Below are 11,504 nucleotides of genomic sequence, written 5' to 3'. Positions count from 1 at the left end.
CTCAGAGCCGCGGCAGGTAGCGATCGAGCTCGAAGCGGGTGACCTCGTGGCGGTAGTCGAGCCACTCCTGGCGCTTGTTGCGCAGGAAGAACTCGAAGACGTGCTCACCGAGCACCTCGGCGACGAGCTCGCTCTCCTCCATGACCTCGAGGGCCCGGCCGAGCGAGGCCGGCAGCGGCTTGATGCCCATCGCGCGTCGCTCGGCGTCGGTGAGGCTCCACACGTCGTCCTCGGTCTCGGGCGGGAGGTCGTAGCCCTCCTCGATGCCCTTGAGCCCGGCCGCGAGCAGCACGGCGAACGCCAGGTAGGGGTTGCACGCGGCGTCGAGCGAGCGCACCTCGACCCGGGTCGACTGGCCCTTGTTGGGCTTGTGCATCGGCACCCGCACCATGGCGGAGCGGTTGTTGTGCCCCCACGTCAGGTGGGCCGGCGCCTCTCCCCCGCCCCAGAGCCGCTTGTAGGAGTTGACCCACTGGTTGGTGACGGCGGCGATCTCGGCGCCGTGACGCATCAGGCCGGCGATGAACTGACGGCCCACCTTGCTCAGCTGGTAGGGCGCGCCCGCCTCGTAGAAGGCGTTGGAGTCGCCCTCGAAGAGCGAGAGGTGGGTGTGCATGCCCGAGCCCGGGTGCTCCGAGAAGGGCTTGGGCATGAAGGTGGCGTAGATGCCCTGCGTCAGCGCCACCTCCTTGACCACCGTGCGGAAGGTCTGGATGTTGTCGGCCGTGCTCAGCGCGTCGGCGTAGCGCAGGTCGATCTCGTTCTGCCCGGGTGCGCCCTCGTGGTGGCTGAACTCGACGGAGATGCCCATGTTCTCGAGCATCGTGATGGCGGCGCGGCGGAAGTCGTGGCCGGTGCCGTGCGGCACGTGGTCGAAGTAGCCGGCGTCGTCGACGGGCACCGGCCGGCCGTCGGCGGCACGCCCCTGCTCGAGCAGGAAGAACTCGATCTCCGGGTGGGTGTAGAAGGTGAAGCCGAGGTCGGCGGCCCGGCCGAGGGCGCGCTGCAGCACGTGCCGCGGGTCGGCGAAGCTCGGGGTGCCGTCGGGCAGCTGCAGGTCGCAGAACATCCGGGCCGTTCCCGGCGGGTCGCCGCGCCACGGCAGGATCTGGAAGGTCGACGGGTCGGGCTTGGCCAGCATGTCGGCCTCGTAGACCCGTGCGAAGCCCTCGATCGCCGAACCGTCGAAGCCGATGCCCTCCGCGAAGGCGCCCTCGAGCTCGGCCGGGGCGACCGCCACCGACTTGAGGGTGCCCAGGACGTCCGTGAACCACAGACGGACGAACCGGATGTCGCGCTCTTCGATCGTGCGCAGCACGAACTCTTCCTGACGGTTCATGTGTCGATCCTGCCGCATCGCTGTTTCGGGGATGTTGCGAGACACGGCCTTTCGGGACGAGCCCCCTGCCGTATGCCGTCCGCTCGGCTCTCGTGGGCATGCGAAGGGCCCCCGGGAGAAGTCCCGGGGGCCCGACGCGTCAGAGGGGGAAGGTCACTTGAAGGCGACCTTGACCTCCAGCTCGTCGCCGCCCTTGCGGGTCTTGGCGACGGTCATCGTCGTGCCGGAACCGGCCACCTTGGTGGACGCCCACGGGTTGTCGGCGGTCCAGTAGCGGTTCGGGTCGCGGTCGTCGAAGGTCGGGATGGCCGGCTGCTTCGGGACGGTGGTCGCGACACCGTTGCGGTGGAAGGTGACCGAGTCGGTCTTCTCCTGGCCGAACGTGGCGTCGAACGGCTGGCGGCGGTTGCCGAGCATCGTGCGGGTGCCGTCGGCGTTGTTCAGCATGATCGGCGCCGGGCGGGCGTCGACCGGCAGGATCTCACCGGCACCAGGGTGCTTCGAGGTGTTGTTGTCGGTGTACTCGCCGTTGGCGAACCAGACGAGCATGCCGTTCTGGTACGGGAAGCGCTCCACCCAGTCGGGACGGGTGTTGGCGAAGCCGAAGTTGTACGGGCCGGTCTTCAGCGTCGCGTCGTAGCCGCTGTAGACGCGGTTCTCGGCGAAGTAGAAGTCCTGGACCTGCTTGGTCGTCGTGCCGTTGATGATGGTGAAGCCCTTGGCGGTCCACGCACCGGCACCGGACTCGACGTCGTCGACCGCTCCGGCCTTGCCGTCCTTCGTCACGACGACGTCGTCGATGAAGGCCTCGCTCGAGACACCACCGTCGGTGGCGACGCGGAAGCGCAGCTGGACGCTCTTGCCCGTGTAGGCCGAGAGGTCCCACGTCTTCTGCGACCAGGCGAACTTGCCGGTGTCCTCGCTCAGCGTCTTCCAGGAAGCGCCGTTGTCGGTCGAGATCTCGCCGTAGAGGAAGTCGTAGCCCTCCTCGAGGTTGCCCTGGACCCAGGCGCTGACCGAGGCGGACGAGGTGGCGTCCGTCAGGTCGACGGTGCGGGTCAGGGTCGAGTTGAGGTTGTCGCCGTAGCCGCTCCACCACTCGGCGTTGCCGGAGTGCGGGGAGTTGCGCTTCGTCGACAGGGTGCGCTCCGGCAGCGGGACCACGAGGGCCTGCACCGAGTCGCTCTTGGTGGCCAGGTCGGCCTGGCTCAGCTTGACCGTGGTGTCCTTGCCGTAGGGCACGACCGTGTGGTCGAGCCAGCCGAGCTGCAGCTTCTCCCACGGACCCATGTAGCCGGGCGTGGTGCCGATGGAGTCGGTGCCGTGGTTGAGCCACGAGCCGCCGCTCATCAGGGTCCAGAACGCGGTGCTGTTGTCGCCGCCGGCAGTGTCGTAGAGGTCGGGCAGGCCGAGGTCGTGGCCGAACTCGTGAGCGAAGACGCCGAGGCCGCCGTTCTCGGGCTCGGTCGTGTAGTCGCCGATCCAGATGCCGGTGTCACCGATCTGGATGCCGCCGAGCTTGTTGCCCTCGGGGCCGGTCTTGCCCATGTTGTTGGAGTAGGCGTACCAGCGGTGCGACCAGATGGCGTCCTCACCCTCGGTGCCGCCACCGGCCTCCTCGCCCTCACCGGCGTGGATGGCCTGGAAGTGGTCGATGTAGCCGTCGGGACGGTTGTAGACGCCGTCGCCCTTGGAGTCGTAGCGGTCGACCTTGTCGAACTGCTGCAGGTACGTCCGGATCTCGGCCGTCGTCTTGCCGGCCGCCTTCTGGGCGTTGAACCAGGCCTGGGCGGCGTCGTTGATGTAGTTCCAGTAGCCGTCGGCCTCGCTGGTGCCGTCGCCCTTGACCGGGTTGTGGCCGTAGCGGGCCTCGTTGTAGGGCACGGTCACCCAGTCGGAGACGTCGCCCTTGGCGAGGAATCGACCGTTGGACTGCTTCTGGTAGAAGTCCTTGAAGGACTCACCGTCGCCGAACATCATGTCCATGTAGTGCTGGCGGTTGAAGTCCTTGGTCCAGTACGTCGAGTTGTCGTCGGTCTTGCTGCCGTCCCACTTGCGGTCGGGCTCGGCGATGTTGTTGTGAACCGGGCCGGCCGTGCCGCCCGTCCTGGGGTCCGTCTTGTCGCCGAAGTCGGTGAGGATCGTGAAGATGTCCTCCTCACGGTTCACCGGGTAGTTGACGTACTTCGACTTCTTCGGCTTGCCGTTCTTGTCCTTGCCCGTGGACTTGACCTCGATGACCCGGTTGCCGTTGATCGTCTTGGTGGTGGCCTCACCCTTGAGGAGCTTGGCGACCGCGTCCTTGCGCTCGGCCGCCTGGGCCTCGGCGAGGGGGTTGGGCATGTTGTCCGGGCGGGAAGCCGCGGCGGCCGCGGGGTCTCCGCTCACCGGGGCCTTGGCAATCGGCGTTGCCTGAGCCTGCATCGGGGCGGTGAGGCCGGTGACGACGAGCGCCCCCACGGCCAAGCCCGAGACAGCACTCCACTGGCGCTTGTTCACGTGTTTGTCCTCCTGGTCACAAGGCGCCGCAGGTGGGCGCCTCGGGTATGCAAACACAGATCACAGACAATGTGAGGCTCGCTATCAGAGGAATTGAAAAAACTTGTGCTTCAACGGGGTTCACGTCAAAGAACGTTAAATTCTTCGTAAAGAACTGCACCGCTGATCTTGGCTGCAGACATCTTTCGGCCTATAAGCGGCCGCCTCTTCGACGCCGGTCGCCGTGGTTATGCTCGGGCCATGAGCGGTACAGGCCCCGAGGAGACGAGTCCCTACGGTTCCGGGTCAGCGGCCCCCCGGCCACAGGAGGCGACCGCGACGCCGCGACGAGTCCGCATCCCGCACCTGCACGAGATGAAGGCCCGGGGGCAGCGCTGGGCGATGCTGACGGCATACGACATGTATGCGGCCGAGATCTTCGACGAGGCCGGCATCCCCGTGCTCCTCGTCGGTGACTCGGCGGGCAACAACGTCTACGGCTACGAGACCACCGTGCCCGTGACCCTCGAGGAGATGGTCCCTCTCGTGCGCGCGGTCGCCACGGCCACGCGCCGGGCGCTCGTCGTGGCCGACCTGCCCTTCGGCTCCTACGGCGCGTCCGTCGAGCAGGGCTTCGCCAGTGCCGTGCGCCTGATGAAGGAGGGTCGCGCGCACGCCGTCAAGCTCGAGGGCGGCGCCGCGATGGTGCCGCTCGTCAGGGCTCTGACCGGCGCGGGCATCCCGGTCATGGCGCACCTCGGCTTCACCCCACAGAGCGAGCACCAGCTCGGTGGCTACCGGGTGCAGGGCCGTGGCGACGCCGCCGACGCGCTCGTCGCCGACGCGCTCGCGCTGCAGGGCGCCGGCGCCTTCTCGGTGGTGCTCGAGATGGTGCCCGCCCCGGTGGCCGAGCGCGTCACGAAGGAGCTCGACATCCCGACGATCGGCATCGGCGCCGGTGCGGGGACCGACGCCCAGGTGCTGGTGTGGAGCGACTTCGCGGGGCTGCGCAGCGGCCGCTCCCCCCGCTTCGTCAAGAAGTACGCCGACCTGCGCGGGACGCTCCTCGACGCGGCGAGGGCGTATGCCGCCGACGTGGAGTCGGGAGCCTTCCCCGACGCGGGGCACTCGTTCGAGTCCTGACGGCAACCCAGCAGTGGCACCCGACCGGCCCTCGCCGGACGGGCGCCACCGCCCTTGCACCCGAGTCGGTCGCTCAGTCGTCGCGCGAGCCGCCGCGCTCGTTCCAGTCGCGGTCCTCGGCGTCCCACTGCTCGGTCTTCTGGTGCGCCGTGTCGAGCGCGGCGCGAGCGGCCGCCTCCGTCGGGTACGGCCCGAGCACCTGCTCGCCCCGGCTGCGGTTCTCGTCGGTCTCGACCTGACCGGTGTCGACGTTGTACCAGTAGCTCACGCGTCCACTCCCTCTCACCTGCGCGGATCGCGGCCCCGCCGGCCTGATCGGATCGAGCCGGTCCGGCCCGTGGGCGCCGCGCGTGGACGCCACCCGTCCACGACCTAGACTCCACCGTATGCCGCTGCTCCACCCGCGGGTGTCCCCGCACGCTCTCAGCCCGCGACGTCGCGTCCCCGCGAGCATCGAGCGGCCCCACTACGTCGACGTGGCCAGCTTCCGCGAGGACGGCGACGTCCACCTCAAGGACGCCGAGACCGTCGAGAAGATGCGGATCGCCTCGCGCATCGCCGCCACGGCGATGGTAGAGGCCGCCAAGGCGATCGCCCCCGGCGTCACCACCGACCACCTCGACGCGGTTGCCCACGAGTACATGCTCGACCACGGCGCCTACCCCTCACCGCTGGGCTACAAGGGATTCCCCAAGTCGGTGTGCACCAGCGTCAACGAGGTCATCTGCCACGGCATCCCGGACGCCCGCCCCCTCGAGGACGGCGACATCGTCAACATCGACGTGACGGCCTACATCCACGGGGTCCACGGCGACACGGACGCCACCTACCTCGTCGGCGAGGTCGACGAGGAGTCGCGCCTGCTCGTCGAGCGCACCCACGAGGCGATGATGCGCGGCATCCGCGCGGCCCGTCCCGGACGCGAGATCAACGTCATCGGTCGCGTCATCGAGAGCTATGCCAAGCGCTTCGGCTACGGGGTGGTGCGCGACTTCACCGGTCACGGCATCGGGCTCGAGTTCCACTCCGGCCTCATCGTCCCGCACTACGACGCGGCCCCGAACTACGACACCGTCATCGAGCCGGGCATGACCTTCACCGTCGAGCCGATGCTCAACCTCGGCACGCACGAGTGGAACATGTGGGACGACGGGTGGACCGTCGTGACGCGTGACGGACGGCGCTCGGCCCAGTTCGAGCACACCATCCTCATCACCGACGACGGCTTCGAGATCCTCACGCTGCCCGAGGGCACGCCCGCCCCGTAGGCTTCCCCCGGCCCGGCCACGCCGCGCCCACCCGACACCACCAGCACCACGCACGATCGACCACGTCCTCGACAAGGAAGCAGGGACCATGGCCAAGCACGGCAAGCCGCTCGGTATCGACATCGGCGGGAGCGGCATCAAGGGCGCCCCCGTCGACCTCGTTGACGGCGAGCTCGCCGGCAAGCGCCTGAAGATCCTGACGCCCAAGCCCGCCACCCCGGACGCCGTCGCGGAGGTCGTCGACCAGATCGTCGAGCACTTCGCCGACGTGACGGGCGACTCCCCGATCGGTGTGACCGTCCCGGCCGTCGTCATCCGCGGCACCGTGCTGTCCGCAGCCAACATCGACCCGACGTGGATCAACACCGACGCCGAGGCGCTGATCAAGAAGCACACCGGGCGCGCGGTGACCGTGCTCAACGACGCCGACGCCGCCGGCCTCGCCGAGCTCTACTACGGCGCCGCCAAGGGCGTGCAGGGCCTGGTCATCCTCACGACCCTCGGGACCGGCATCGGCAGCGCGCTGATCCACGACGGCCGGCTCGTGCCGAACTCCGAGCTCGGCCACCTCGAGATCGACGGCTACGACGCCGAAGACCGGGCCGCCTCGTCCGTCAAGGACACCGAGGGGCTCTCCTGGGACGAGTACGTCGAACGCCTCCAGACCTACTACGACACCATCGAGAAGCTCTTCTCCCCCGACCTGATCATTGTCGGCGGCGGCATCTCCAAGGACAGCGACGACTTCCTGCCGAAGCTGAAGCTGCGCTGCCCGATCGTGCCCGCCCAGCTGCGCAACCAGGCCGGCATCATCGGCGCGGCGCACCTGGCCGCCGACCTCGCGGCTGCCCGGGCCTGAACCTGGCTGACAGGCGGCTGATTCGGGCCTGACCCGGGCTGGCGGCCCGCGTCAGCCCCGACGCAGGGCCGCCAGCAGCTCGGGAGCACGCCGGTCGTAGAGCCGCGCACCGACGGCGACACCGCCGAGGGCCACTGCGCCGCCGACCACCAGGCCCACCGGGGCCGCGGCCCAGGCGGCCGCGTCAGAGCCTCGCCAGGCCAGCCAGCCGAGCAGCAGCGCCGGTGAGGCCAGAGCGACGGTGCCGGCACTGGCCAGCGACTGGGCGGCGAGCGTGATCCCGGCAGCCCCGGGTGGCGCGTTGAACGGGCTCTCCCCCGACTCCGGCACCGGGTAGGGCATCACGACGCTCATCACGCTCGAGACGGCATACCCCGCCCCGAGCAGGGCCACGGCGACGCCGAGGACGGCGGGCAGCAGGTCCCACCGCCCCGCCACCCCCACCCCGACGAGCGAGTGGAACGGCACGAGCACAGCGGCGAGGAACAGGTCGGGGGCCAGCCGGCCCCTGCGGTCGTCGCGGCCCGAGATGCCCGAGACCACGTGCAGCCAGAGGGCGTCCGACTCGTAGGCCACGGCGTTGTGGCCGCTCCAGCCGAGCAGGAACGCGACGAGCGGCCCCATCAGCAGCGGCGTCCAGCTGCCGTGCCCCGTGTAGAAGGGGATCAGCAGCGCGAACGGCACGATCGGGGTCATCGCCATGCTGATCTGGAAGCGCGGGTCGCGCCGCCAGTAGGTCAGCACCCGCGCCCCTACCGCGCCCGCAGGGGTCTCCGGCAGACGTGCCAGCAGGCCGAGGTCGTCGCCCACCGAGTCGCCCGAGTCGGAGCGCGACACCGCGCGTGGGTCGTCGACCTCCCGGCGGAGGACCCGGGACCAGAACGAGAAGACGAGCGCGAGCAGGCCGGCGGCCAGGAGCAGCCGCACGGCGCCGGTGACGTGGTGACCGGCGGCCACGTCACCGGGAGCCGCCCAGGCCCAGCCGAGCGGTGACCACGCGACGACGCGCGCGGCGGCGGTGGCCAGCGCCCCGAGGTCGCCGAGGTTGGCCACGACCGAGACCGCCGGCCCGACGACCACCAGCAGGAGCAGCCCGAGGACGGCCACGGCGTCGCGCCCCCGACGGCTCGAGACCGCCTGGGTGAGCACGGCCGAGAGCCACCGGCTCGTGACGATGGCGGTCAGCAGTCCCACCGCGGTGGAGACGACCGCGAAGACGGTCGATGCCGGCGTCTGCGACCAGGCGAGCACCACGCCGACGCACAGCACCATCGAGGCGAGGGCCGGCAGCCCGACCAGCGCCGCGACCACGAGTCCCACGGCGAGGTCGCGGTGCGGCACCGCGAACGTCGCGAAGCGCCCCGGGTCGAGCGTCGGGTCCGAGCCGAAGGAGAAGAGCGGCACCACCGTCCAGAGGACGATGCCTGCAGCGCCGGCGAGGGGGACCACGACGCGCGCCTCCTCGGGCGAGGCCCGCAAGGACGCGAGGAGGATCGCGAGGCCGGCCACGAGGACCGCGAAGTAGACCACGCCGACGACGGCGCCGATGGTCTGGGCTCGACTGCGGCGGAAGACGTTTCGCAGCAGGGTGAGCTTCAGTCGGACGAGGTGCGCAACCACGACAGACCCACCACCTCGGTCGAGCCTCCGACGAGGTCGACGAAGCGCTCCTCCAGCGACCGGCCGGCGCACACGTCGTCGACCTGCCCCGAGGCGAGGACGAGCCCGTCGGAGATGACCGCGACGTGGCTGCAGGTGCGCTCGACGAGGTCCATGACGTGGCTCGAGAGCACGACCGTGCCGCCCGCCTCGACGAAGTCGGCCAGGATGCGCCGGATCGTCGCGGCCGAGACGGGGTCGACGGCCTCGAACGGCTCGTCGAGTACGAGCACCCGCGGGGCGTGCACGAGCGCCGACGCCAGGGTCACCTTCTTCGTCATGCCCGCGGAGTAGTCCACGACGAGCTTGCCCTGCGCCTCGGTCAGACCGAGGGCGGCGACGAGCTCGGCAGCCCGCTCGGCCGCGAGGTCGCGCGGCAGCCCACGGAGCAGTCCGGCATACGTGATCAGCTGAAGTCCGGTCAGCCGGTCGAAGAGCTTGAGCCCGTCGGGGAGGACGCCGACGAGGCGCTTGGCCTCGACAGGGTCGGCCCACACGTCGCGGCCGAGGACGAACGCCTGGCCCGCGTCGGGGCGCAGCAGGCCGGTGACCATCGAGAGGGTCGTCGTCTTGCCCGCCCCGTTGGGCCCGACGAGGCCGAAGAAGGAGCCGCGTGGCACGTCGAGGTCGATGCCCTTGACGGCGATGAGGTCACCGAAGCGCTTGCCGAGCCCGCGCAGCGCGATGGCCGGCCCGCCGCTCGGCCCTCCTTGCGGCGCAGGCAGACTCGTGACGTCGCTCATCGCGCTCCCCTGTCGCCGAGGGTCAGAAGGTCGCGGACTCGGCGTCGCGCAGCGGGGTGTAGGTCAGGCCCTCGACGCCCGAGAACTGCTCGATGTGCCCGGAGTACATGCGGTGGCCGATCTCGCTGAGCAGCGCGTCGTGGATCGGGATGAAGACCTTGGGCGCGATGCGGCCGACGAACTCGATGGAGTCGCGGCTGGCCGCCCACGGCGCGTTCAGGGGGTGCGCCAGCACGTCGACCGGACCCGGCTCGCCGTCGTAGGCGTCGCCGGGGTGGAAGAGCGACGGCTCGCCCTCGGCCCGCAGCACGACCCCGACGTTCGGGATGCGCGGCATCGCCGCGTGGTTGTACGCGTGCAGCTCGCCTACCGGGGAGACCGTGACGTCGCCGACCGCGAAGTCCTCGCCCTGGCGGGAGGGGACGGCGGGAAGCCCCTGCTCGCGCAGCTTCTCGGCGGTGAGCGGGTCGGTGTGGACGCTGGCGGTGGGGTTGGCCCGCAGCAGCGCCGCGACCCGCTCGGGGTCGAAGTGGTCGAAGTGGTTGTGCGTCACGATCACCGCATCGAGGCCGGTGAGCTCCTCGAAGCCCGAGGAGAAGCTGCCGGGGTCGATGAGGATGCGGCGGTCGGCGGCCTCGACGAGGAGGCAGGCATGTCCGAGGTGAGTCACGCGCATGCTGCCACCCTAGCCACGGCGCGTCGTCTCCCCCTCCACCTCCGCGTGGTGCGTCGTCGCGCGGTGGGCACGGAGACGCTGGAGGCGTGCCCACGCGGTGGAGCGGGTCGGCGGCAGGCGAAGGGGGCCGGTGTCGGTGGGCACCGCGGCCGACTCGCGCGCGGACTCGAGCTCTCCCAGCGCGCGCAGCGAGTCGCTGATCAGCGAGCCGTAGACCGACCACTGGTCGGGGTCGGCGAGCGGCGTCCGGCGCACCTCCTCCCGCAGGTCGACGAGGACGATCCGGGCCTCGGCGACGGACTCGTCGAACTTCCGGGTCGCCTCCTCCTCGTGCCGGCCGAGCTGCGACACGGCCACGGACATGGCGGCGAGGGCCTCGGCGTAGCGGGCGAGGAAGGTCGCGGAGGGCGCCGGGTGGTGCTCGGCCCCGTCGGCGGCGTCGACGAGGGTGCGGCCGATGCCGGTGACCTGCCACAGGGCCCGGCGCAGCGTCGTCACCGTGCGCTCGTAGCCCTGCCAGTCGATGTCGGCCGGGCGCAGGTTCTGGCGCAGGTTGAAGCGGGTGCTCTCGCGACCGGTGTGGATGTCGTCGAGCACGAGCGGCGCACGCTCCACCATGGCGGTGCCGGCTCGATACCACTCTCGGGCGGTGTCCCCGTCCCACTCGCCGCGCAGCCCGTCGGCCATCTGCGCCAGCAGGTCCCGCACCTGGCGGGCCAGGGCCGCGACCCGTTGGCGCGGCTTCGTCAGGTGCAGCGGCGCGAAGACGATCGCATTCGTCGCCACGCCGATGACGCCCCCGGCGACCGTCTCGACGATCGTCAGGTAGGTGAACTGCTCGTCGGTGCCCTTGGCGGTGATGAGCGACAGCAGCACCATCGCCGGCACCTGGATGCCGTGGTCACCGAGACGCGACCACCGGCCGATGACGAGCGCGACGAGGATGACCCCGAACATCGTCCACCACGTGACGCCGAGCAGGTTGGCCACGACCCAGGCGACCCCGAGGCCGAGGACCACGGCGGCGACGCGCTGCGCGCTCGCGGAGATGGACCGCACCATGGTGCGGTCCACCACGAGCAGCGCAGCCATCGGAGCGTAGAAGGGCACCGGGCTGTCGAGCACGCGGACGGCGAACTGCCAGGCGGCCACCGTGGCGACCGCCGACTTGAGGAGCAGCAGCAGCGCGTCGCGCTCTGGCCCGGGTCGGTGCACGGCACGCCGGAGCGCACGCACGCGTTCGGTCGTGTCATCGCGCCACTGGCTCATGTGCGGGAACCGCCGGACCTGGGGTGCCGGTCGAGGGGTACCGGTACTGCGTCGTCCACGGGGCTCACTG

10 protein-coding genes are annotated in these 11,504 nt (G+C 70.5%); 3 read left to right on the top strand and 7 right to left on the bottom strand.

All coding sequences use genetic code 11. The annotated features are described in order from the left end of the window. Position 1: 1 nt before the first annotated feature. The gene (gene glnA / locus AB0316_RS07120; protein WP_366271747.1) at positions 2-1,339 is read right to left on the bottom strand and encodes a type I glutamate--ammonia ligase; all 1,338 of its coding nucleotides are present in this window, start codon (positions 1,337-1,339) and stop codon (positions 2-4) included. A gap of 153 nt (positions 1,340-1,492) precedes the next feature. Beyond that, the gene (locus tag AB0316_RS07115) at positions 1,493-3,838 is read right to left on the bottom strand and encodes an immune inhibitor A domain-containing protein (RefSeq protein ID WP_366271745.1); all 2,346 of its coding nucleotides are present in this window, start codon (positions 3,836-3,838) and stop codon (positions 1,493-1,495) included. A 240-nt stretch (positions 3,839-4,078) separates the two neighbouring features. Between AB0316_RS07115 and panB the strand changes: the two genes are divergently transcribed. Continuing rightward, positions 4,079-4,960 (top strand): 3-methyl-2-oxobutanoate hydroxymethyltransferase, encoded by an 882-nt coding sequence (panB, locus tag AB0316_RS07110; protein ID WP_366271743.1) that lies wholly within the window; start codon positions 4,079-4,081, stop codon positions 4,958-4,960. A gap of 73 nt (positions 4,961-5,033) precedes the next feature. On the opposite strand, the gene AB0316_RS07105 is transcribed toward panB, so the two are convergent. Beyond that, a complete protein-coding gene (locus AB0316_RS07105; protein WP_366271741.1) occupies positions 5,034-5,228 on the bottom strand; it encodes a methionine aminopeptidase in 195 nt (64 codons plus the stop codon). 118 nt (positions 5,229-5,346) lie between these two features. On the opposite strand from AB0316_RS07105, the gene map reads away from it, so the two are divergent. Further along, positions 5,347-6,228 (top strand): type I methionyl aminopeptidase, encoded by an 882-nt coding sequence (gene map, locus AB0316_RS07100; RefSeq protein WP_366271739.1) that lies wholly within the window; start codon positions 5,347-5,349, stop codon positions 6,226-6,228. A gap of 88 nt (positions 6,229-6,316) precedes the next feature. After that, complete coding sequence (ppgK, locus tag AB0316_RS07095; protein ID WP_366271737.1) at positions 6,317-7,087, top strand: polyphosphate--glucose phosphotransferase; 771 nt, start codon at positions 6,317-6,319, stop codon at positions 7,085-7,087. Positions 7,088-7,138: 51 nt separating this feature from the next. Here ppgK and AB0316_RS07090 read toward each other — a convergent pair whose 3' ends face one another. Genes AB0316_RS07090 through AB0316_RS07075 form a run of 4 tightly spaced genes read right to left on the bottom strand, consistent with a single transcriptional unit; the run spans position 7,139 to position 11,434 of the window. After that, positions 7,139-8,707, bottom strand: a complete 1,569-nt coding sequence (locus AB0316_RS07090; protein WP_366271735.1) for a hypothetical protein — start codon at positions 8,705-8,707, stop codon at positions 7,139-7,141. Then, positions 8,683-9,489, bottom strand: a complete 807-nt coding sequence (locus tag AB0316_RS07085; RefSeq protein ID WP_366271733.1) for an ABC transporter ATP-binding protein — start codon at positions 9,487-9,489, stop codon at positions 8,683-8,685. The genes AB0316_RS07090 and AB0316_RS07085 overlap by 25 nt, the downstream gene beginning before the upstream one ends. A gap of 22 nt (positions 9,490-9,511) precedes the next feature. Continuing rightward, positions 9,512-10,165 (bottom strand): MBL fold metallo-hydrolase, encoded by a 654-nt coding sequence (locus AB0316_RS07080; RefSeq protein ID WP_366271732.1) that lies wholly within the window; start codon positions 10,163-10,165, stop codon positions 9,512-9,514. A 9-nt stretch (positions 10,166-10,174) separates the two neighbouring features. After that, entirely contained in the window at positions 10,175-11,434 is a 1,260-nt protein-coding gene (locus tag AB0316_RS07075) for an aromatic acid exporter family protein (RefSeq protein WP_366271730.1), read from the bottom strand. Positions 11,435-11,504: the final 70 nt, after the last annotated feature.

The sequence above is a fragment of the Terrabacter sp. NPDC080008 genome (assembly GCF_040702505.1).
Classification (GTDB): Bacteria; Actinomycetota; Actinomycetes; order Actinomycetales; family Dermatophilaceae; genus Terrabacter.
The sequence above is the reverse complement of the archived record's forward strand: the minus strand, read 5'-3'. Positions and strand labels throughout refer to the sequence as shown.